At 64.5% G+C, this 22,632-nt stretch carries 19 protein-coding genes; 9 read left to right on the top strand and 10 right to left on the bottom strand.

From position 1 onward, the window contains the following. Positions 1–62: 62 nt before the first annotated feature. Complete coding sequence (locus tag ACX80W_RS14175; protein WP_459284348.1) at positions 63–989, bottom strand: LysR family transcriptional regulator; 927 nt, start codon at positions 987–989, stop codon at positions 63–65. 510 nt (positions 990–1,499) lie between these two features. Here ACX80W_RS14175 and nrdH point away from each other — a divergent pair. From nrdH to nrdF, 4 genes are all read left to right on the top strand, one after another. Beyond that, positions 1,500–1,745 carry a glutaredoxin-like protein NrdH gene (gene nrdH / locus ACX80W_RS14170; protein ID WP_120168950.1) on the top strand — a complete coding sequence of 82 codons (246 nt, stop codon included), beginning with the start codon at positions 1,500–1,502 and terminating at the stop codon, positions 1,743–1,745. 43 nt (positions 1,746–1,788) lie between these two features. Continuing rightward, the gene (gene nrdI, locus ACX80W_RS14165; protein ID WP_459284346.1) at positions 1,789–2,247 is read left to right on the top strand and encodes a class Ib ribonucleoside-diphosphate reductase assembly flavoprotein NrdI; all 459 of its coding nucleotides are present in this window, start codon (positions 1,789–1,791) and stop codon (positions 2,245–2,247) included. Next, entirely contained in the window at positions 2,244–4,409 is a 2,166-nt protein-coding gene (nrdE, locus tag ACX80W_RS14160) for a class 1b ribonucleoside-diphosphate reductase subunit alpha (protein ID WP_459284344.1), read from the top strand. The genes nrdI and nrdE overlap by 4 nt, the downstream gene beginning before the upstream one ends. A gap of 143 nt (positions 4,410–4,552) precedes the next feature. Continuing rightward, entirely contained in the window at positions 4,553–5,527 is a 975-nt protein-coding gene (gene nrdF / locus ACX80W_RS14155) for a class 1b ribonucleoside-diphosphate reductase subunit beta (protein ID WP_120168956.1), read from the top strand. Positions 5,528–5,686: 159 nt separating this feature from the next. On the opposite strand, the gene ACX80W_RS14150 is transcribed toward nrdF, so the two are convergent. The 3 genes from ACX80W_RS14150 to ACX80W_RS14140 form a co-directional block, all read right to left on the bottom strand. Next, entirely contained in the window at positions 5,687–7,738 is a 2,052-nt protein-coding gene (locus tag ACX80W_RS14150) for a coiled-coil domain-containing protein (protein WP_459284342.1), read from the bottom strand. Positions 7,739–8,085: 347 nt separating this feature from the next. Continuing rightward, positions 8,086–8,700, bottom strand: a complete 615-nt coding sequence (locus ACX80W_RS14145; protein WP_459284340.1) for a response regulator — start codon at positions 8,698–8,700, stop codon at positions 8,086–8,088. Between the two features lie 23 nt (positions 8,701–8,723). After that, on the bottom strand, positions 8,724–9,848 hold the full coding sequence (locus ACX80W_RS14140) for a sensor histidine kinase (protein WP_459284338.1): 1,125 nt from the start codon (positions 9,846–9,848) through the stop codon (positions 8,724–8,726). Between the two features lie 685 nt (positions 9,849–10,533). Here ACX80W_RS14140 and ACX80W_RS14135 point away from each other — a divergent pair. From ACX80W_RS14135 to ACX80W_RS14120, 4 genes are all read left to right on the top strand, one after another. Further along, positions 10,534–11,172: an HAD family hydrolase gene (locus tag ACX80W_RS14135; RefSeq protein ID WP_459284336.1), complete on the top strand. Its 639-nt coding sequence runs from the start codon at positions 10,534–10,536 to the stop codon at positions 11,170–11,172. 205 nt (positions 11,173–11,377) lie between these two features. Next, positions 11,378–12,256, top strand: coding sequence for a polyphosphate kinase 2 (gene ppk2, locus ACX80W_RS14130; protein ID WP_459284395.1), 879 nt, complete (start codon positions 11,378–11,380; stop codon positions 12,254–12,256). A 116-nt stretch (positions 12,257–12,372) separates the two neighbouring features. After that, entirely contained in the window at positions 12,373–13,545 is a 1,173-nt protein-coding gene (locus tag ACX80W_RS14125) for a glycosyltransferase (RefSeq protein WP_459284334.1), read from the top strand. 117 nt (positions 13,546–13,662) lie between these two features. Then, the gene (locus ACX80W_RS14120; RefSeq protein WP_459284332.1) at positions 13,663–15,117 is read left to right on the top strand and encodes a lipopolysaccharide biosynthesis protein; all 1,455 of its coding nucleotides are present in this window, start codon (positions 13,663–13,665) and stop codon (positions 15,115–15,117) included. 31 nt (positions 15,118–15,148) lie between these two features. On the opposite strand, the gene ACX80W_RS14115 is transcribed toward ACX80W_RS14120, so the two are convergent. The 5 genes from ACX80W_RS14115 to ACX80W_RS14095 form a co-directional block, all read right to left on the bottom strand. After that, the gene (locus ACX80W_RS14115; protein WP_459284330.1) at positions 15,149–16,147 is read right to left on the bottom strand and encodes an aminoglycoside phosphotransferase family protein; all 999 of its coding nucleotides are present in this window, start codon (positions 16,145–16,147) and stop codon (positions 15,149–15,151) included. A 5-nt stretch (positions 16,148–16,152) separates the two neighbouring features. Further along, complete coding sequence (locus tag ACX80W_RS14110) at positions 16,153–16,845, bottom strand: hypothetical protein (RefSeq protein ID WP_459284328.1); 693 nt, start codon at positions 16,843–16,845, stop codon at positions 16,153–16,155. A 58-nt stretch (positions 16,846–16,903) separates the two neighbouring features. Continuing rightward, positions 16,904–18,214 carry a glycosyltransferase family 2 protein gene (locus ACX80W_RS14105; RefSeq protein ID WP_459284326.1) on the bottom strand — a complete coding sequence of 437 codons (1,311 nt, stop codon included), beginning with the start codon at positions 18,212–18,214 and terminating at the stop codon, positions 16,904–16,906. Between the two features lie 604 nt (positions 18,215–18,818). Next, positions 18,819–19,262, bottom strand: a complete 444-nt coding sequence (locus tag ACX80W_RS14100; RefSeq protein ID WP_459284324.1) for a VOC family protein — start codon at positions 19,260–19,262, stop codon at positions 18,819–18,821. Positions 19,263–19,358: 96 nt separating this feature from the next. Next, positions 19,359–19,832 carry a cupin domain-containing protein gene (locus ACX80W_RS14095; RefSeq protein WP_459284321.1) on the bottom strand — a complete coding sequence of 158 codons (474 nt, stop codon included), beginning with the start codon at positions 19,830–19,832 and terminating at the stop codon, positions 19,359–19,361. Positions 19,833–20,114: 282 nt separating this feature from the next. Between ACX80W_RS14095 and ACX80W_RS14090 the strand changes: the two genes are divergently transcribed. Beyond that, positions 20,115–21,659, top strand: a complete 1,545-nt coding sequence (locus ACX80W_RS14090; protein ID WP_459284319.1) for a sulfatase-like hydrolase/transferase — start codon at positions 20,115–20,117, stop codon at positions 21,657–21,659. Between the two features lie 77 nt (positions 21,660–21,736). Here ACX80W_RS14090 and ACX80W_RS14085 read toward each other — a convergent pair whose 3' ends face one another. Beyond that, on the bottom strand, positions 21,737–22,339 hold the full coding sequence (locus ACX80W_RS14085; RefSeq protein WP_459284317.1) for a hypothetical protein: 603 nt from the start codon (positions 22,337–22,339) through the stop codon (positions 21,737–21,739). Positions 22,340–22,632 lie beyond the last annotated feature (293 nt).

The following is a 22,632-nucleotide window of genomic DNA, read 5'->3' as shown; positions in this document are numbered from 1 at the left end:
GTTACCGAGGAGGGTGCGGCCGGACAATCGATATTGGTCCCCGGGGGAGGGCGTGCGGATCGTCAGGAAGTGTGTTTGGGTCCGATGCTGCGCTGCTTGAGGATGTCGGCGAGCTGGTCCATGAACAGGCGCACCCGGACGCTCTGGCGGTCACCGGTTTGCAGCGCGAAGATGCTGCGGGCGAGCCGGATCTCGGGCACGTCGAGGGCGACGAGCCCCGGGGGCCGGTTCAGCATCGCCAGGTCGGGCACCAGGGCCGCCCCAAGCCCCGCTGCGGCCAGCTCAAGGCTCGCGTTGAAGTCGTCGCAGTACGCCACAACGCGCGGGTGGAGGTTGCAGCCGGCGAACAACCGTTCGATCACCGTGGCGTCGGCCGTCCCGGGATGGTGCATGATCCAGGGCATGTCGGCCAGCTGGTCGGCGCTCATCGTCGAGCCGGCCCGGATGCCCCAGGCCTCGGGCAGGACCACCCGGAAGTCGTCGTCGCCGATCCACTGCCGGCTGACACTGGAGGGCCAGGCGAGCCCGGCCTGGCCCACCTGGTACACCAGGGCCAGGTCGAGCTCGCCGCCGGTGCGCAGGCCCTGGATGGTGTGGGAGGGCTCCCCGACGTACACCTTGAGGTGAATCCCGAGCGACTTCCACTGCGGCGTGCTGAGCAGGCGGGGCAGGGCGTAGGTCGCAAGGCTCGGAAACAGGCCCAGCCGCAGTTCCTGGGACGTCTCGGCCTGGGCGCGGGCCGTCGAGGCGAGCAGCGCGTCGATATCGGTGAGGACCTTCGCCGCGTGCCGGGACATCACCACCGCCGCCTCCGTGGGGACGGCACTGCGGGCACTTCGTTCGAACAGGGTGGCTCCCGTGTCCTTCTCCAGCGCTGACATCTGCTGGGACACCGCGGAGGCGGTGTAGCCGAGGGTCGCCGCGGCTCCGGCGAAGGATCCGTGGCGGATCACTTCGAGCAGCGTCCTCAGGTGGACGGGGTTGACCATGTGCGGTCCTTTCGGGCAAGGGTCGGGGCGGTGCTCCGGTGCGGGGGCCGCGGGCCGGGCTCCGGGTGGGGGGACTCCGAACTTTAGCCGAGCCGGTGCTCCCGCTGTCACGCCCGTGGTACCCGGACGGGAATGTGTCGCCGCAGCCGGCAGGGGACGTCCACCGCGACACGCCGAGAAAGCTGCGACACAGATCAATTTTTGCTGTGTGCAAGTACTCCACAGGGTGTGCACCCAGGGGTTCGGATCGGCGCAAATCCGCGGGTCCGGGAGGGCCCCGCCTGTGGATTTCATGTGGACTCAGAGGCCCCCAAATGACATACTTGTAATACATCATGTTGGGGTCTGTATCGGCAGCCCGCACTAGATGTAGTATCTAGATATCGAATCAACCGCTGGCCGGGCAGGAACCGCAGGGCCGGAAATTCCCCGGAATTTCCCCCTTCTCGGGACGCTCCACCACCACCCACGGACACGGCAACACAGCAGGATCAAGAAGGGGACAGGGACATGACCGTAACGGTTTACACCAAGCCAGCATGCGTACAGTGCAACGCCACCTACCGGGCTCTGGACAAGAAGGGAATCACCTACCAGAGCGTCGATATTTCACAGGATCCGGCCGCACTGGAACGCCTCCGCTCGATGGGCTACATGCAGGCACCGGTCGTCATCACGGACAAGGACCACTGGTCCGGTTTCCGCCCCGACAAGATCAACGAGCTGGCCGAGCTGTCCGTCACCTCCGTCGCCTGATTTTCCTGCCTTCGCAGGACCGGGCCGGCTGTCACCGCCGATCATGACAACCACCGTGGATACCGAGACACCCCGCCTGGAGCAGACCGCTCCGGGCGGGGTTACCGATGCGCCGCTGATCTACTTTTCGTCGGTCTCGGACAACACGCACCGGTTCGTCACCAAGCTGGGCATGCACTCGGCCCGGCTCCCGCTGCTCACAAAGGACCCAACCCTCCAGGCGCTGAAGCCCTACGTGCTGGTCCTGCCCACCTACGGGGGAGAGTCCGGCAGGGGAGCGGTGCCGCGGCAGGTCATCAAGTTTTTGAACAATGAAGGAAACCGCTCGCTCCTCCGGGGAGTCATTGGAGCGGGTAATACGAATTTCGGGGAAACCTACTGCCTGGCGGCCGACGTCGTCGCCGCCAAGTGTGGGGTCCCCGTCCTATATCGGTTTGAACTCATGGGGACGTCCGAGGACGTAGACCGGGTACATCAAGGATTGGAAGAGTTTTGGACATGAGTGTTGCTGAGACGGACACCGCTGGAGCGACAAAGCACAGCGTCGATGCCCGCTACAAGGACCTGGGCTACCACGAGCTCAACGCGATGCTTAATCTGTACGGGCCGGACGGAGAGATCCAGTTCGAGGCCGACAAGGAAGCCGCGCACCAGTACTTCCTGCAGCACGTCAACAACAACACCGTCTTCTTCCACGACCTCGAGGAGAAGCTCGACTACCTGGTGAAGAACGAGTACTACGAGCGGGAAACCCTCGACCAGTACACGATGAACTTCATCCGGGACCTCTACAAGCGCGCCTACAGCAAGAAGTTCCGCTTCGAGACCTTCCTCGGCGCCTTCAAGTTCTACACCTCGTACACGCTCAAGACGTTCGACGGCAAGCGCTTCCTTGAGCGCTACGAGGACCGCGTCTGCATGGTGGCCCTGCACCTGGCCGCCGGCGACGAGACCCTCGCGACGCAGCTCGTCGACGAGATCATCGAGGGCCGCTTCCAGCCGGCCACCCCCACCTTCCTCAACGCCGGCAAGGCCCAGCGCGGCGAGCTCGTCTCCTGCTTCCTGCTGCGCATCGAGGACAACATGGAGTCCATCGGGCGCTCCATCAACTCCGCGCTGCAGCTGTCCAAGCGCGGCGGCGGCGTCGCCTTCGCCCTGACCAACATCCGCGAGGTCGGCGCGCCGATCAAGCAGATCGAGAACCAGTCCTCCGGCGTCATCCCCGTGATGAAGCTCCTCGAAGACAGCTTCTCCTACGCCAACCAGCTCGGCGCCCGCCAGGGAGCCGGCGCGGTGTACCTTCACGCCCACCACCCGGACATCAACCGGTTCCTCGACACCAAGCGCGAGAACGCCGACGAGAAGATCCGCATCAAGACCCTGTCCCTTGGCGTCGTCGTCCCCGACATCACCTTCGAGCTGGCCAAGCGCGACGAGGACATGTACCTGTTCTCCCCGTACGACGTCGAGAAGGTCTACGGCATGCCGTTCTCCGACGTGAACGTCACCGAGAAGTACTACGAGATGGTCGACGACGCGCGGATCAAGAAGACCAAGATCAAGGCGCGCGAGTTCTTCCAGACCCTCGCCGAGATCCAGTTCGAGTCCGGCTACCCGTACATCATGTTCGAGGACACCGTGAACCGGGCGAACCCGATCGAGGGCAAGATCATCATGAGCAACCTGTGCTCGGAGATCCTGCAGGTTTCGGAGCCCACCACGTACCACGACGACCTGTCCTACGCCGAGACCGGCAAGGACATCTCGTGCAACCTGGGCTCGCTGAACATCGCCAAGACGATGGACTCCCCGGACTTCGGGCGGACCATCGAGACGGCGATCCGCGCCCTCTCGGCCGTCTCGGTGATGTCCAACATCACCTCGGTTCCCTCGATCGCCAAGGGCAACGAGCAGTCGCACGCCATCGGCCTGGGGCAGATGAACCTGCACGGCTACCTGGCCCGCGAGCGGGTCCACTACGGCTCCGAAGAGGGCCTGGACTTCACGAACATCTACTTCTACACCGTGGTCTACCACGCCATCCGGGCCTCGAACCTGCTGGCGATCGAGACCGGCCGGACCTTCGGCGGCTTCGAGAAGTCCAAGTACGCCTCGGGCGAGTTCTTCGACAAGTACACCGACCAGACGTGGGTTCCGCAGACCCCGCGCGTGGCGGAGCTGTTCAAGGACGTGCACATCCCCACGCAGGAGGACTGGCGTGCGCTGAAGGCCTCCGTCATGGAGCACGGCATCTTCAACCAGAACCTGCAGGCCGTGCCGCCGACCGGATCGATCAGCTACATCAACAACTCGACCTCCTCGATCCACCCGGTGGCCTCGAAGATCGAGATCCGCAAGGAAGGCAAGCTGGGCCGCGTGTACTACCCGGCGCCGTACCTGACGAACGACAACCTTGAGTACTACCAGGACGCGTACGAGATCGGCTACGAGAAGATCATCGACACGTACGCCGCGGCGACGCAGCACGTGGACCAGGGCCTGTCCCTGACGCTGTTCTTCAAGGACACCGCCACCACCCGCGACATCAACAAGGCGCAGATCTACGCGTGGCGCAAGGGCATCAAGACCATCTACTACATCCGTCTCCGCCAGCTCGCGCTGGAAGGGACGGAGGTTGACGGCTGCGTCAGCTGCATGCTCTAGGCACCTAAAATGGGTGGGTCGTTCCGCAAGGAATGACCCACCCACCAGACATCCCACAACGAAGGCATTGAGAAAGCCGACTGCAGGTATTGCATCGAAGACTCAGCCGAACCAAGTTTTACCTCAGAAAGCGAGTCGGAGTCATGACCGAAAAACTGAAGCTTCTCAGCCATGTTGAGGCGATCAACTGGAACCGCATCCGGGACGAAAAGGACGTTGAGGTCTGGAACCGCCTCGTCAACAACTTCTGGCTGCCGGAGAAGGTGCCCCTGTCCAACGACGTCCAGTCCTGGGCAACCCTGACCCCGGACGAGCAGCAGCTCACCATGCGCGTGTTCACCGGCCTCACCCTGCTCGACACGGTGCAGGCCACCGTGGGCGCCGTCAGCCTGATCCCCGACGCCATCACGCAGCAGGAAGAGGCGGTGTACACGAACATCGCGTTCATGGAGTCGGTGCACGCCAAGAGCTACTCCTCGATCTTCTCCACGCTGGCCTCCACCAAGGAGATCGACGAGGCCTTCCGCTGGTCCACCGAGAACGTGAACCTTCAGAAGAAGGCGCAGATCGTCATGGACTACTACCAGGGCGACGATCCGCTGAAGCGCAAGGTGGCCTCCACGCTGCTGGAGAGCTTCCTGTTCTACTCAGGGTTCTACCTGCCGATGTACTGGTCCTCACGGGCCAAGCTGACGAACACGGCAGACCTGATCCGCCTGATCATCCGCGACGAGGCCGTGCACGGCTACTACATCGGGTACAAGTTCCAGAAGGGCCTTGAGGGCCAGTCGGAGGAGCGCAAGCAGGAGATCAAGGACTACACCTACGAGCTGCTGTTCGAGCTGTACGAAAACGAGGTCCAGTACACGCATGACCTGTACGACTCCGTCGGCCTGGCCGAGGACGTCAAGAAGTTCCTTCACTACAACGCCAACAAGGCCCTGATGAACCTGGGCTACGAGGCGATGTTCCCGTCCACCGTGACCGATGTGAACCCGGCGATCCTGTCGGCGCTCTCACCGAACGCGGACGAGAACCACGACTTCTTCTCGGGCTCGGGCTCGTCGTACGTTATCGGCAAGGCAGTCAACACCGAGGACGATGACTGGGACTTCTAGTTCTGTGTGAGATGCAGACCTAGTTGGAAGACTTGGCGCACCTGGTTGGAAGTCTTCCAACCAGGTGCTCTTTTTCCTCCAACCTGTGAGTAGACAAGTGGGTTGGCCGAGCGCCCCAGGAGAGTCGGCTCCTGGGGCGCTTCGGGGTGTTGCGGTCAATCAGGCGAGGCACCCCCCGAGCGCGATCGTCCCATCGATGACGGCGATCTTGTCGAGAACTGCGGCGTACTGGGTCTGCAGGCCGGCGACGACGGTCTTCTGGGCGGCGACGGCGTCGCGGTTTACCTTCTTGGCACTCTCCAAGGTCCGCAGGCTTGCGTACGCGGTGACGATCTTGGCGTCGAGAGCGTTCAGGTCGGCCTTGGCGGTGGTCAGGGCCGCCTCCTTCTCACTGATCTGCTGAGTGAGCGTGTTCAGCGAGGTCTGCAGCGGGGTGAGCTGATTCTGCAGCGACAGGATGCTGTTCTCCGCCGCGGTGATCGCGGTGTTGACCGTTCCGAGGCTGGCGACCAGCTTGTTGACCTCACCGTCAACCCTGGCGACCTCCGTGGTCTGCGCGGTCACCGCGTTGTTCGCCGCAGTGAGAGTCGCCTGCAGCCCCGGCAGAGCGTCCTCAAGAGCCTTGAGCTCGCCCTGCTCGCGGAGGATGTCCGCCTTGATCGCCTCGAGATCGCCCTCTCCAGCCGCCAGCAGGTCCTCCAGCCTCTTGATCTCGGCCTTCTGCGCGGTCACCGCGTTGTTGGCGTTGGTCAGCGCGGTGTTCGCGGCGGTCTGCGCCGTCTTGGCGTCGGCCAGGTCCGTGGTGGCGCTGGTGAGCTGCAGGTTGGCGCCGGCCAGGCTGGTCTGCAGCCCAGGAAGCTGCTGCTGCAGGTTGCTGGACTCCTGCTGCTTGGCCGACAGCTGCGAGTTCAGCGTGGCGAGCGAGGCCTGCAGCTTGGTCAAGTCACCGTTCAGGGCGGTGATCAGCGCGGTCTTGTCCGCCGCCTGCTTCTCCGCGGCGGCGATCTCCACCTTCTTGGCGGCGATCGCGGCGTTCAGCTCCTGCTTCTTCTTGTCCGAGTTGCCCTTGAGGTCGGCGAGTTCCTTCTCGAGCGCGGCGAGCTGGGTCCGCAGCGCGGCCGCGTCGGCGACCGGGGTCGCGGTAGCAGCGGCGATCTCCTTCTGCTTCGCGGCGATCTCGGCGTTCTTGGTGGCGATGTCGCCCTGCAGGCCGGCGATCTCGGACTGCAGCGTCGGCAGCTTGGCGTCGATCGCGCCGATCTGCTGCGTGAGCGTGGTCACGCTCTGCTGGGCCAGGCGGAGGTTCTCCTCGGCCGTGACGACCGCAGCGGTCGCGGCAGCGGCGTTGGTGTCCGCGGTCTTGGCGACACCCTCAAGCCTCACCAGCTCAGTGCGGGCGTCCGCCACCTTCTTCTCGGCAGCGTCCACAACCGCTTGCGCGGCGTCGCCCTGAGCGACGACTGCGGCCAGCTCCCCGCTTGCTGTCTCGATCGCCTTCAGCTGGGTGTTCACGGCGTTCTGAGCAGTCGTCGCGGTCGCGGTCAGGTTGTCCAGCTTGAGCTTCGCGGCGGCCAGCTCGGCCTCCTTGGTGGCGAGGCTGCTGACGACGCCGGCCTTCTGGGTCGTCAACTTGGCGAGGTCGCTCTGCGCGGTGGTGAGCTGGGTCTGCAGCGGGGTGATCTGGTTCACCAGCGTCGTCTTCTGGCCCTGCAGCGTGGTCAGCTCGGTGTTCGCGGCCTTGATTGCGGCGTCCAGCGTCGCCTTGTCCGACTCCAGCTTGGCCAACGACATCGTAGCGGCGTCGAACTTCCCGACGAGCGTGGCGTACTCGGCGTCCAGCACCGCGATCTCCTTTTCGGCCCCGGTGATCTGCGCCGTCAGGGTGTTCTGCGTGGTGACCAGCGCGGCCCGCTCGCCGGTCAGCGTCGCGATCTGCTCCGCGTTCTGACGCGCTGCAGCCTTGAGCAGGTTCGGCTGCACCATCCCGCGGTGCGCGAGCTGGTTCGTTACACCGTTGCAGATGCCCGAAGGAGCGGTCTGGGCCGACGCCTGCGGCACGAGAACCAGCATGCTGGTCAGGACTCCCGGCAGGATGACAGCGCTTGTAACGCGTCGGACAAGGACGGATTTCGCACTGGTGGCGCGCACAGTTACTCCTGGTGATTTCGCGGTGGGCCCGGTCGCGACGCGGGCCGAAGTTTCCTTGCTCATGGCGTTCCCTCGTTCAGACCCGTTGGGGCAGGCTGTTTTGGAGTAGAGGATTGGAGAGTCCGCGCAACGGTTTCCATTGGGCGCGAATAACGCTGCCGTTCATGCGGGTCGGCAGTGGCGGAAGCATTCCTGCAGGCGTGTCGGCAATCTGGGTTCTAATCCCTTGGTGTGCCAGCCGGCCCGCCCTGATGAATTAAAGCTACGGCGAAACGGGACAGGAGAACCGTTTGCCTGCGTTCAAATGCCTAAACGCTGATTGCGGTCAGGAGTAGACAGTAAGTCTCCGTATGACTGGGCTGGACTCCTACGCCAGTCCCTGGAACCTCACAATGCCGGTGGGACCCCCACTACCCCTTCAGCAGGTGGAAAGCACTCTTCCTGTCCTTGACGCGCAGTTTGCGCAGGACCGTCGAGACATGGACACGGACCGTGGTTGGGGAGACGAAGAGCTTGTGGGCGACATCCTCGGTGGACAACCCCTGGGCGAGGAGTTCCATGACCTCCCGCTCGCGCAGACTCAACTTGGCGGCGGCCGCGGATCTACGGGGCAGGATGCTCCGGCCAGGCGCTCTGAACTCCTGCAGGATGCGAATGACGAGCGCGGGGGACATCGCCGCCTCGCCTGACAGTGCCCCGCGCAGCACATCGGGGAGGGTTGCGGGTTCCGTACTCTTCAGCAGGTACCCGGAGGCTCCCGCCCGCAGGGAGTCGAAGAGATCCTCATCGTCAGCAGACTGGGTGAGCATCACGACGGCGGTTTCGGGCAACGTCCTGCTGATTTGCTGAGCGGCGTAGATTCCGTTGCCGGGCATGTTGATGTCGAGCAAAACTACGTCGGGATGATGCTCCAGGGCGAGTTGGATTGCTTCCTCGGCGGACCCTCCCTCCCCGCACACTTCCCAGCCATCTGCTTCCAGCGTCTGGCGAACCTTCGCGCGGATACGGGCATGGTCATCGGCCATCACAACCCGTAGCCGGGGCCCGTCTACCATGTCACCGTCACCGCGCTTCCCTCTCCCGGCCGCGATGTTATATCGAGGGACCCGGGCAAGGCTCGTGCCCTTTCCTGCATGCTGGTCAAACCGTAACCCGCGCCGAGGACCGCGGCACCGGGGACATCGAAACCCGTTCCGTCGTCCTGAACAACCAGGCACTGCTGGTCACCGTCCGCGCTCAGGCGAATACGCAGATGCCCAGCCCGACCATGGCGAACCGCGTTGGCCACCGCTTCGCGGGTGATGCGGACCAGTGCGTGCTGCTGCTCGGCGCTGGCTGCGATGGAGTCATCTAGGTCAACCTCCAAACGGACCCGGTACCTCTGGGACAGCTCCCGCGCCGTCCGATGCAGGACAAGCCCCAAAGCTTCATCCCCGCCATGACCGAAGGCATGAACCGCGGCACGAGCCTCATCCAGCGCCCGATCGCAGCCTGTGAGAATGCGGTCCCTCGCCTGTAGCCCGGGCGGAAGGGACGAGCCTTCCATCCGCAACAGTGCGATCTCCTGGATGACCCCATCGTGTAACTCCCGCGCGAACCGCCGCCGATCCTCGAAGACGGCCACCCGGGAGTAGGCGTCCCAGTACTGCTTTATCTCACGGCTGGCCCCGACCAGGAGCAGGAGGTAGAAGCCGGTTCGCAACATGTCTCCGGTGTAGAACCAGTCCGTATACTGCGAGGGAAACAGAGCGTAGTTGACGCGGGCGAAGGCACCCAGGGCACAAGCCGGGCCGATCCAACACAGCAGCGGGTCGGGGTGGTCCACCGCACGCTTGGTGAAGACGATCGACGCCACCATAAAGCACGCCGCCGCGACCCCTTGGGCGATCAGGAACAGAGGGTGGACTGCAAGCAGCGTAGGTTGAGTGACCGCGTCCACAGACTGCTCGAGAGCCGGGGGCAGCAGGGACCGCCCTTCCCACATGGCCGAGGACATCACGACAACGGTCAGCATGGGCACGACCAGCACCCACCAGCCCGATTTGAAGACCACCTGACGGGCCGGGCTCACCAACGCGGCGGACACGATGAAGAGCGCGCCAATAAGCCTCAGCGTCAGTGGTAGCCAGACATCGAAGGTGTCGCCGCGACCCTCGCTCAAGGACTCGCTCATCCATGACAGACCAGCCCCAGCGACAGCCAGGAGCACGAGGCTCTGGGCGAGTAACAAGTCCTGCAATCTACCGCGTCGCACGAACCGACCGGATAGGAGATACGCCACCAGCAGGGCCGCGCAGGAATCAACCGAGTCCACTACCAGATGCAGGGAAGGACTGCGGTACCCGAAAACCACGGCGGGACTCCACAGAACGAGTCCGGTCACAGCGAGCCCCGCCGCCCATCCGGCCGTCGTCAGCCAAACAGCGCCCCTATGACTTCCCGCATCGATGCGGTCGCCCACCGGCCTCGGCCCCCCCACACCAAGGGACGAGGAGTCTACTTTTCCGAACTCACTTCGTCCCATTTTCAGGCAGTCTTGGAACTCATTTTATAGGCCTGCAGGCACGTGGACCCCAGGTATTTTTCGGCCCTGCACCTGACAGTCAAAGCGCAGTCGTTCCAAGCGGCCACCAGGCCGGCGACAATGCGGGCCACGCGAGCCATGCTCAGGGATTTCGCTGTCCTCCCGACGGGCCCCGCCGCAGGATTACGGGCAAGCGGGAAGCACCAGCGGGCGGACGAGGACCGCTCGACGCCAACTATTCGGACGCACCATTGGATTGGCAGATTCACCATCTAATGTGGATGGACCGGCTGGTTCGTAGGTTGAGAATCATGATGGCAGTGGAGGTCGGAACATGCTGGACGAGGAAGAAGCAGCATCCTTGATATCAGCGTTGCTGCAGAAAGCGGCCGGATCGCGGGTTATTTGGGATTTCGACGGCGTGGTCGGTCACACCGAGCCCCTGCATGAAGCCAGTTACCGCGAATTGGCGGAGCGCCGAAGGTACGGGTTCGCCCCGGACTTCTTCGCTGAACTTGTGGGGCACACCGAGCAGTGGATATGGGAGCGCCTCATTTCGCAGGGCTTCCCAGCTGCGGTATCCGAAGTCCCGGACCTACACCGCGAGCGGGGAGAAGTTGTCGCTGCGGTCGCCCTACGTAGCTTGGAACCCTCGTGGCTCGCTTCGCGGTTGATGCCCGAGCTCGATGGAGTCGCCGACGAACAGGTCGTCGTTTCCAATGGCGACCCGGACCTGATCGCCGCACTGCTTGCCGGCTGGAACCTTCAGCCATTCGTCACGGTAGCCCGCCGGGCTCCGGGGCGCGACAAGGAAGCGATCTTCCGCGAGCTCTGCGTTCCCCCCTGCGTTGTCCTGGAAGACAGCGACACCTACCTGGCGCTGGGGCAGAAGCTTGGCGCGTTCACGGTCGGCGTGCGGCACTCCCACAATCCGCGGGCAACCCTTGAGGCAGATCTGACCATCCACTTGTGAGTCCTCTCAATTCGTATCTGCCACGGAAACGCTGACATTCCCCTACAGTTGGTTGCTCGGCTTCTGTCACGGTTGGATCGACGATCACGGTCACCGTAAAAGGCCTTGAGAATCTGCGGAGGGATTGCGGGGAATGTCAATCCTCGTGGTTCTTCGGCCCGAACAGCGGAAGCACCTCCCTGAACGCTCCGGTCCGGGGCAGGATATGGGTGTGGTCAAGAAAAAGCCCGCTGAGGCAAGCTCCCAGGTCCTATCCAAGAAGGACTACGAAAAGGAACTCCTCCGTTTGCAGGAGGAACTTGTCGCGTTCCAGGAGTGGGTGCGCAAAACCGGGACGCGGCTGGTTGTTATTTTCGAAGGACGCGACACGGCCGGTAAGGGCGGAACGATCCAACGCATCAGCGGTGCGCTCAACCCGCGCTCCTGCCGGGTCGTTGCGCTTCCGGCGCCGACGGAACGCGAGCGCTCGCAGTGGTACTTTCAGCGCTACATTGCCCATCTGCCGGCGGCCGGGGAAATGGTGCTGTTCGACCGGTCCTGGTACAACCGGGCCGGGGTGGAGCGGGTGATGGGCTTCTGCACCGACGAACAATATGCCCACTTCGTCGACACGGTGCCCATGCTCGAGGAGGCACTGATCTCCGATGGGATCGTCCTGGTGAAGTACTGGTTGAGCCTTTCCGACTCCGAGCAGCGCCGTCGATTCCAGAGCCGCATCGATAACCCGGCCAAGCGCTGGAAGCTGAGCCCCATGGACCTTGAGGCGCAGGCCCGCTGGGTCGACTACGCCGAGGCCAAGGACAAGATGTTTGAGTTCAGTGACACCGAGCGCAGCCCGTGGTGGGTGGTGGACGCCGACAACAAGAAGGAAGCCCGGCTCAACCTGATGGCGCACCTGCTGTCGATGTTGCCCTACGAGCAGCCGGAGTTGCCCGACATCGAGTTGCCCGATCGCCAGAACCGGATCTACGAGCGGCCGCCGTTGGACCGCCAGCGGTTCGTGCCCCAGCGCTATGAGATCGAAAAGCCGGAAAAAGCGCCCAAGGGCAAGAAAAAGGATTCCGCAAAGCATAAGTCCCGGTGAGTGGATCACTTGCCGACTGCTGCGACGGGGACTCATTGTCCCGGCGGAGGTACCGGAGGTTCTCCCGGATTCATGCGGGCCTATCTGCCGGCGGGGCGGAGCCCTACACTCGTCCAATGAGGCTTCTGTACGTGACGGAGAGCGTACCCACCCGGGATCCTGAACACGGCGACGGCAGTTCGATGATTTCATGGGAAGTTATCCGAAACCTGCCCGCTGAGATTTCAGTGACGCTCCTCACCTTCGAGGGTCCGGTCGAGGTGGCCGATGAGTTGCGGCAGCGCTGTGAAGCCGTGCACGTCCTGCCCACCCGGGGGCACCTGCCGGCGGCGATCCTATCCGTTCTCAGTCTGTACGACGTCGGGACGCTGGAACGGTCCACCCGGGCTGCGGCTGCCACAGCAGCCCGACTCTCCTCGCGTAGCGACGTGTCGCTCGTCCACGGGCCCCACGTGGTGTTCCTCGCCGGGCAGCTGCGGGGGCCGTTGGTCCTTCAGGCCGTCGACCCGTGGTCGGTTCGGATAGGGATGGAAAGCGGAATGACCCGGGGCTGGAGGAGCTGGTACCGGGCGGTGAAGAGCCGCTTGCTGTTCCAGGCAGAGCGCCGGATCCCCCCACGGGCCCGGCTCCTCACCGTGGCACCGCAGGATGCGGCGCATTGGGAGGAGCGCCTTGGTCGGGAGGTGCACAGCATCACCAATGGCGTCCTCGCCCGTACCAGGACCCTCCAGCAACGGGAGCGTCCTGTCGTCTGTTTCGCCGGCAGCCTCAACTACGGCCCCAACATCTCGAGCGTGGAGATCCTGATTCGAAGGATCGCCCCGATGGTCTGGAGGGAGGTTCCGGAGGCCACGTTCCTCATCGCCGGGCGCCGCCCGGTCCCCGCGGTGCTTGCGCTGGCCGGTCCGCGCGTCGAGGTGCGCGCCAACGTGCCCGATCTGGTCGATGTCTTCAGGGAAGCCGACGTCGCCGTGTTCCCTGACGAATACGGGGTCGGCATTCGAAATTCAGTGCATGAAGCGCTCGCGGCGGGCCTGCCCGTGGTGGCAACCCCTATCGCCGCGCGGGGCCAGGATGTCCACCCTCTGCTCACGGTCGAGGAGGACGCCGGACGTTTCGTGGCGGAGGTGGTGACCCGGCTGACAGGAAACCGGGGAACGCGCGTGCCCGGGGGGAGTGTCACCCCAGCCCGGAGCTGGAGCGATGTCGCCCAGGACTATCTTGAGGAACTCACCACCGCGCTTCACGGAACCTCCGGCAGGCTGCAACAGGAGCCACGGTCGAGATGACGGCCGGAACATTGCGGCGCGTACCGACCAATGACAGGACCGCGCCGGCCCACGAGCCCACCGGGGACTACCTGCCGATGGATTGCTCAGGCTGCCTCAAGCCCCTAAGCTGCTTCTTTGGCGCAGGATAGCCCTGGAGCGCTGGCACGGGCCGGCGCGAAGGGTGCCATGTGGCAGGCGCTGGCGCACTTCCTTGGGCGCGTGATCCTGCTCGTCACGATCGTCGTGCTGACGCGGCTGCTGACCCCCGAAGAGTACGGACTCGTCGCGTTGGCCCTGGTCCTGATGGCGTACGCGGAGACGATCGCAGATGCCGGTGTCACACAGGCGCTGATCTACCTGAAGCCTTCACAGGAGAACTCGCGGGCGGCCCTGCTGATCACCGTCGTGGTGGGGGGCTCGCTCACAGTCGGCGCTGTCATCGCCGCCCCGGAGATCGCCGCCATCTTCGACCGGCCGGAAGTGGAGACCCTGGTCCAGGTGCTGGCCGTCTCCCTGCTCGGCTCCGCCCTGGCTGCGGTCCCCGAGGCGCTCCTGCGCCGGGACCTGCTGTTCCCCCGCCTGACCCTGGCGGCGATTCTTCGTTCGGTGGTCACGGCGTCGCTCACGCTGGGCCTTGCCGTCGCTGACTTTGGGGCGCTCTCCCTCGCTGCGGGAACCGCGGCCGGGACCGTCGCGTACGCCGTCTGCTGCTGGCTCCTGCTGCCGGGCGTCGTCCCGTGGAGGATCTGGCGGGCACGCAGGGATGCCCTCCACGCAAACCTCGCGTACGGCGCCCCGGTCGCCGGAGGCAACCTGCTGGCCCGGCTGATCTTCGACATCGACTACGTCATCATCGCCCTGCTGCTGGGCGCCCAGGCACTTGGCCACTACACCCTCGCCTTCCGCCTGCCCGAGCTGCTGATCATCAATGTGTTCTTCCTGCTGTCGACGGTGACCTTTCCGCTCTATACCCGGGCGCGCGATGATGACGAGCGGCTCCGGGGCGGTTACCTCAAGATTGTCCAGCTCCAGTCCCTCTACGGTGTCACCGCAGGCGCCGGCCTGGCGGTTGTCGCTCCCTTGCTGGTTCCGGTGCTGTTCGGGGATCAATGGGGCCAGGCAGTGCTGCCGCTGGTCTTCCTCTCGGTGTACGCCGCGGCCCGTTCCCTGGGTGCGGGTGCAAACGATATCTACAAGGCGCTCGGGCGGCCCGGACTGTCGGTCGGCATTTCCCTGATCCGGCTTGTCCTGCTGGTGCCGCTCCTGATGTATGCGACCGGCTGGGGAATCGCGGGTGTGGCCGTCGCGCAGTGTGCCGCCGCGCTGCTGTTCACCCTCGGAATGCAGATGGTGGCCGCACGGGTGATGCGGCTGCGGGCACAGTTGTTGCTGCGGGCCGTTACCCCCGGCGTGGTCTGCGGCCTGGCGGTCTCCGTGGTGGGCCTCTCGGTGTCTGCACTGCCGCTCGGAGACGGCATATCCCACCTGGCTGTCGTCATTGCGGCCGGTCTGGGGACGGTCTACCTGATACTCCGAATGGCCTTCACCTCCCTGCACGACGAGCTCGTACGGCTCGTCCTGCGGCGCTGACCGGGACAGCGGGCACGGCCGGGCCGTCCCGCTAGGACCAACTGGAATCGACCAGGTGGCGCCACAACCAAAAATCCCGGTCCCCGGTGATCGCGGCCCGGATCGAGTCTGCTCCCTGGTGCCGCCGGTTATCGCCTTCCAGCCGGTACGCGAGGGTGGCGGCGGACCGGGCCCACGTCGCGAGCGTCAGCGAGGTAGCCAGGTCCGGGTCAACGCCTCGTGCACCTAGATGACGCCGCAGGTGGTCCAGTGCCCACCCGCCGGGTCCGAAAGCTGCATCGAAGGCCGCCGTCTGGCGCTGCCGCGTGTAGGCTCCAGCCACGGATTCGCTGAGATACTGCAGGAAGAATACGAGATCGTGCCCGGGCAGGCCGTCGGGTGAAGACCGTTCCCAGTCAACGACCTGAAGCGAGCCGTCGGCCTGCAGAAAGAGGTTCGGGTGGCTGAGGTCCCCGTGTTCGAAAACGGCGGGAAGGTCAGCATCGGCCAGGGGTCTCAGCAGCGCATGGGTGCGCTCGACGAGCAGGGCCAGTTCGTCGTCTTCCGGCAGTAGGCGCGCCAGGCGGCGCATCGGGCTTTCGATCGTCCGCTCGTACCAGCCGGCGTTCTCCGCTGCCGGACGGGTGACGGGCAGCCGGGCCATGAAGCGCTCCCCGGCGCGTACCGCCCGGGTTGGATCAGCGACCACGCGTTCGGGTTCCAGCGGCGCACCGGTCATAGCCGTCTCAATGAGCACGGCGTGGGAACCCACCTCAAATGCTGCGACCACCTCGGGAATCCCTGTGGCCGCATCCGCTGCCCCAAGTCGGCGCAGCATGTCCGTTTCGCGGAGCACACCCTCATTGTCGCCGGGACGCCGCGGAACCTTCACGACCAGCACGGGTCGGGTTGATCCGACGGCGAAAACCAATGCCACCACGTGCCGGGAGGTGACAAATTGAGGGGTGAGCAGCACCGTAGCCCACTTGTGCCCAATGCCATAAAGCTCACGATCGCTGACCTCAAGGTGTTCGCGCAGGATCGTATCCATAAATGTCATGGCGCGTCTCCGGTCTCTGGGCGGAAGCCGGTGACGGTTCCTTCGGGAATCACGGCGCCGAACAAGCCCAAGGACAGCGCGAGCCCGCCGATGAGTGCCCTTACCCGGCCGAAGCGGACCGTGGAGTGGCGGGAAAGGGTGTTGCGGATCGCGGTTGGTGAGGCGACATCAACAATGCGGGACGGCCGCGTGAGGCTGGGGGCGTGCCAATGGATCTTCACCTCCCGGAATCCCTGGCGAGCCAAGGCACGGCCGATACCCTCCAGTGTTGCGGGGCGCGAGCGGGTGGGGAGAGACCGCCGGGCCTGCACACAGATCCACCCCCCAGGTTCCACGGCTGCAGCCGCCGCCTTGAGCAACTGCCGGTCCGGGGAGGAGACCAGGACAATGTGGAAACTCCTTCCCATGGCGTCTTCCCCGCACCTCGAGATGTGTGAAGCCTGGGCATTGAGCAGCCGGAGCGCCGCCTCGGTGTCCTCACCGATGGCACCGGCATAGCCAATGCTGCGCGGTTCAAGGACCGGCAGCAGGAACCGCCAGTCAAGCAGCCTCCAGAGCTGAAGGTTCAGCGGCGACTGGCGCTCCTGATCATCCTTCTCATAACACGCGGGTTGGTGGAGGGGACCGGCATACTCGTTACGGCCAGGCTCGACGCGATGGCGCGGAGTATCAGTCGGTGATCGGTTCACAGGGGCCATTCCAGGGGTGGAAGAGGTGCTTGGGGGCAGATCGGGCTCCTCAGAAGGTTCACGGTGCCCGCCTCCTGTCCGTCCAGGACTGGACCAGGTAGTTGAAGGGCCCCCGGGCCACCGAATACAGTTCCAAGCGGCCCATTTTTGCCATCTCCACATCCCACTGGTCGGCGATCATTCCGCCAGGAGCGCCCGCGCCATTGGGAAGTGGCCGTGAATTTCTCAGGAGATTCCGAATGGCCCGTGGGCTCTTTCTGAGGGCCCACCAGGCCGTGCGGGGGTTCAGGACGATTTTCGTTATCCATGCGCCGAGGCCGATGCCGTAACCGCGTGCCTGCGCCTGCAGGTCCTCAAGACCGTCCCGGTGGCGGTGCCAGACGATTGCCGAAGGCTGCACTACAAGTGAATAGCCTCGGAAAATTACCCTGGTGAACATGTCGACATCTTCGCCACCGCACGTCCGCGTGCCAGCGCCCAATGCAGTGTCGAACCCCCCGAGGGCCACGGCGCGCCGTCGATCGAGGGCGAAATTTGCCCCTGTGCCAAAACGCCCGATGCAGAAAGGGAACGTCGGAAGGTCCTTTGGTGGTTCAGCCAGGGAAAACATCCTCGGAACCACGTTCTTGGACCAGCTGACCCGGTTCTCGAAATATGCCTGCGTCGGGGAACGGGCCTCACCGGAAGCAACCAGTCCCGTAACGCAGGCGACATGCGGTGATCGTTCGAAGCCTTTAGCGATTTCGGACAACCAATGCCGATCCACCACAACATCATCATCTGTAAAGGCGACGATGTCCCCTCCGGCGTGGCGAAGCCCCGTGTTGCGGGCATTTGAGAGACCCGGAATCGGTTCGGAGACAAGTTGCAGGCGCGGGTCGTCGAACTCCAAGCGCACCAGTTCGCGGGTCTCATCGGTCCGTGCGGCGTTGTCGACGACGATCACATCGAAATTTGGATAATCGAGCGCAAGGATCGCACGAAGGGCGGGACGCAGCATGGAAGCCCGGTCCCGCGTGCAGATAACGACGGTGATGGACCGTGCGGACGATCCGGGCGCGGACGGCTCTGCAGACGGTAGGGAGTCGAGCGCCTCGTCAAGCACGCTTCGATCGAGGACGCCGCCCAGGGTCTCCACGTCCACGAACCCGCGCACCGAACGCCCCTGCCGTATGAGCAACCGCGCCCGTTGGTACCCATCGGCGTTCTTCAGCCGGAGGCTGCTTACACCGGCGAGTACGGTCAGGTCGACCAGGCCGATCCATCGCGCGCCTGACCAGTCCGGCGGTAGGGTGCTCTCCATGGCGGGCGCCAGATCGAGGACGATCTTCCTGCTGCCCGATGAAATCGGGCGTAGGTCCTCCGTCATCGGACGGTTCTCCATTCCGAAGCCGCAGGGGCTGCCTCGGACGGGCGCGACTGGGCGGGATGGGCAAGCCGGCGTCCCCGGAGGTATCCGTCCACAATCACCACCTCATCCACCTGCGAAGCATGCGACGGAGCACCCGCGGCAGGTTCATTGCCCCGCTCAGGGTGGGAACCACAACGCTTACCGAGGCGGCCGGGGACGGGGCGTTGAGAACGGAAAGCGAATTGAAGCCTGCGTACGGGATGGACAAAATTTCACCACTTCGAATGGGTACGATTGTGGCTGGTCCGTGTCGGGGGACAACTCCCATCACAACCGGCGGTACTAATTTCTTAAGCCCACACTAGGTCTTGAACTTTGTAGTTTCGCCTAAACCGGCTACCTAAGTTCTTTTGGGGGTGCTACCCGTAATTTTTTTTCGATACTTGGACAAAGCATCAATCGGGCAAATTCAGGTTGGACTGGCGGACTGGCCCGCCGAATCTTCTCCCAGAAATACTGCGCCCGGTTCATGCAGCGCAGCGAGCAGGACTTCCAACCGGCTTCTGCGCTGGTGCCTGCCGGGAACAATGACGTGCGTCGGCTCAGCACGTGCAGGATCGACCTAGGGTCTGGGTTTGTCCAGTTCCTCGGCGAGCATCACGAGAATGCCGCTGGGGCCACGGAGATAGGAGAGCTTGTAGAGGTCCCCGTAGGTCGCGACGCCGCGGAGCGGGTGGCAGCCGTGCCTCGCGGCGATCTCCAGGGCCTCGTCGATGTCGTCGACCGAGAAGGCGACGCGGTGCATGCCGATCTCGTTGGGCCTCGTCGGGTCCGTCTCGATTGCCTCGGGGTAGAGATATTCAAAGAGCTCGAGGCGGCCGTTGCCGTCCGGCGTCTGCAGCAGGGCGATCCTGGCATGGTTGCCGTCGAGGCCTACGGCGGTGTCGGCCCACTCTCCACTGACCGTGTCGCGGCCGAGCACCGTGAGCCCGAGGTCGGTGAAAAAGGCGATCGCCGCTTCGAGGTCACGGACCGCGATGCCGACATTCTCGAGTCTGATGGGCATGGGGCACACGCTACCAAGCCGCGGCGGATGGCTCCATGGTGGTGCACCCGCTGGAGCCGGCCGAGCGTTCGGCCGGCTCCAGCGCAATCCAGCGCCTCAGGCGGTTTCTTCGCCCTTGTCGTCGACTTCCTCGACCCAGGCCGGCGGCTCGTCGCGGCCCTGCTCCTCGTCCTTCTCGGCGTCCTCCGGCGTCGCCTGCACGATGCCCTGCGCGTGGTGGGTGGGCGCGTAGATCGTGTAGAGGCGCAGCGGTTCGTCCCCGGTGTTCTCGACGTCGTGCCAGGTGCCGGCGGGCACCTGGATGCTCCAGCCGTCCCCAACGTCCTGCTGGAACGACAGGTCATCCTTCGCAGGCCCCATCTTCACGCGGCCCTTCCCGGCGTCGATGCGCAGGAACTGGTCGGTGCCGTGATGCACCTCGAGGCCAATGGCCCCGCCGGGCTCGATCGACATAAGGGTCACCTGCAGGTGCTTCCCGGTCCAGGCAACGCGGCGGTAGTTGGCATTCTCGGTCGTGGCGCTCTCGATGTTGAACGCGTTCGGCTGTGGTCCGTTGTCGGTGATGTCCATAATCGCATTCTGTCGCATGCCACGGGGATGACCAAGGACCGCGGAGGGAACGATGTCGGTCCGCGGGCCGTGGAAGGGTGAAAGGGCTGGTCCAAGACACGGGACCGGGCGGGTTCCGCGGACGGCTACGCGGTCCGTACTGCGGTGTACGACACGTTTCGATCAGGTGAACCGCTGTTGAACGGAGCGTGTATCGGTAATAGGCTTCGATCGGCCCGGAGTCGGGCCGGGTGTCAAGGGTGTTCGACGAACATATGGGCATCTGAAACGCAAGGGGGCACCATGTTCGACCGGATCCTTCACGGGATGCGCCGGGTTGTCCTCGTCGTGGGACGCATCCTGGTCTACGTCCTGATCTGGGCGGGACTCGTGTTGCTCATCGCGGCCGCAGGCATCTATTCCTACTGGGGCAGAATCTCAGTGGGTCAGATGCTCATGAACCTCGTCTCGGTGGAAACCGATGGCGGGGGCGGGGCCATCGTCTGGATCGGCATCCTGGGCGTCGGTGTCGTGCCCCTGCTCATTACCGGTGGGATTGCCCTGTGGCAGTATCTCCGGCGCCGTAAGCGCCGTAATGGCGATGGAGTGCGTTCGCGCCGTTCACAGTGGATTATGCACACGGTTTCCACGGCGCTGGTGGCCGCGGTGGTCGTTGGCGGCATCACGGCCTTCGCCGCCACAGTGAGCGTGGGCGACTACATCAAGGCAGCGAACTCGAATTACGACATCGGCGACTATTATGTGGAGCCGACTATCACCAGCGACGAGGAAAAGCGCAACCTGGTGGTGATCTACCTCGAGTCGGGCGAGGCCACTCTCGCGAACGACCGGCTCTTCGAAAAGGACGCCTTCGCTCCTTTGAAGGAAGCCACACCGGCCTCCGAAGGCTGGCGGAGCGTGGACGATCTCCAGCAGTACACGGGCGGAGGCTGGACGATGGGGGGTCTCGTCGGCACGCAGTGCGGCATCCCGCTGAAAGGCACCGGCCCCGCCGCCGGCAATGATATCGGCGGCGGCCTTGCCACCTACCTGGGTGGGGCCACCTGCGTGGGCGACGTCCTGGACGAGCACGGCTATAAAAACGTCTTCCTGGGCGGTGCCAACGCCTCCTTCGCCGCGAAAGACACCTTCTTGAGGACGCACGGTTACTCCAAGCAGAAGGGCCTCGCGGAGTGGCGCGCCGCCGGCGAGGCCGAGAGGAGCTTCCGCAGCGACTGGGGCCTGAGCGACGAACGCCTCATGGCCAACGCCAAGGAGGAAATTGACCAGTTGCACGCCGAGGCGGCAAGGACCGGTCAGCCGTTCAACCTCTCCATGCTGACGCTGGACACGCACAAGCGGGAGTATGTCTTCGATTACTGCACCGTGGACACCCAGGATGAAGTCACCTCGGTCTTCTTCTGCTCCATGACCCAGGTGGCCGGATTCGTGGACCATATGAAGGAAAAGGGCTACCTCGACGACACCGCCGTGGTGATCATGGGGGACCACCTCAAGTTCCTGGGCGCCGGCGACGCCTTTCACGAGCAGCTGGACAACAACCCCGACCGAAGCATCTTCAATCGGATCTGGGTTCCCGGTGGGGACAGCGACGGCAAGCTGCGTTCCGGCATTGACCAGCTGAACATGTACCCGACAATCCTGGAAGCCGCCGGGCTGAGCCTGAAGGATCATGAGGCCGGGCTGGGCGTGTCCGCGTTCGCCTCGGAGGTGCCGGGGGACTCGGCGCAGGCACTGGAACCGGCTTCCTATGGCGAACTGCTGGAATCCCGTTCCCAGCAGTTCTATGAGAAGGCCTGGACCGGCAGGGACTCCGCCCTCCAGTAGCGCCGTCCACGCCCGGCGCCACGCCGCCTCAGCCGATCCGGGCGGTCACGCTATCCCGATTCGCGCTCCTGCACGAATCATCCTCTGCCCGTGGGCCTGGACCGTACCACCGGGACCTCGTTCGCGGCAGGCAGGGCCGTGGCACCGTAATGCCCGGAGGAGATCTGCCGCTTGACCTGCTCGAGCTCCTCCTTGAGCTGATCGACCGTGGCACGGTATTTCTGGAAATCCGCCTTGCGGCGACGGACCGCGGCGAAACGGATGACGGCGGCGAGAAGGGCGAGCGGGAATGACGCCAGCAGGGCCCAGCCGGACGCGCCAAGGAAGCCCAGCGCGATGGGAAGTGCCTGCTGGAACGCCATGAAATCATTGACCCCGCCGACCACTCCGTCCAGAACGGGATCCAGGCGGGCCAGGAAGTCACCCACGACGGGCGTGCCGGAAAGCGACGGAGCGGTCAGCGGCGGTTCGGCCCCTTCCGACCAGCGCGGATCATCAAAATGGTTCAGGACATAAATCCCGGCACCCGCGCTGAGGGCCGCGAAGAGCAGGACGGCACCAAGCACAGTCCAATGAAGAATGCGCCAACGCCAGATCCCTGCCACCAGTGCGACGACGGCGGGCACAGCCCAGGAAAAAACGCGCAGTTCGTCGAGGCCTAAGCCGCCCAGTAGATCCAAGGAATTCCCCGCCCCTTAAAGTAAAAATCAATCATCGTTCCAGTCCGAAGCGAGCCTATCCCAATCATCCGCCGTGGAATTCCCGGGCGCACGCGGCGGAGGCGCGCATTGAGCCCTGCTCCAAGAACAGGAACCGGTCCCGGCCGGTGCACCACCGCGCCGACCGCCGGGACCTCCACCCGCACGATGTAATAAAGGACGCCCGTCAGGAAGCCAGCGCCCCACCGGCTCCACCGCCGTCGTCACCTGGGCCAGCCGCGGAAGCGCAACCCGGCCGACGCACCGGTTGACCG

It is taken from the genome of Arthrobacter melezitosi (assembly GCF_054511055.1).
This window is presented reverse-complemented; position numbering and strand designations above follow the sequence as displayed.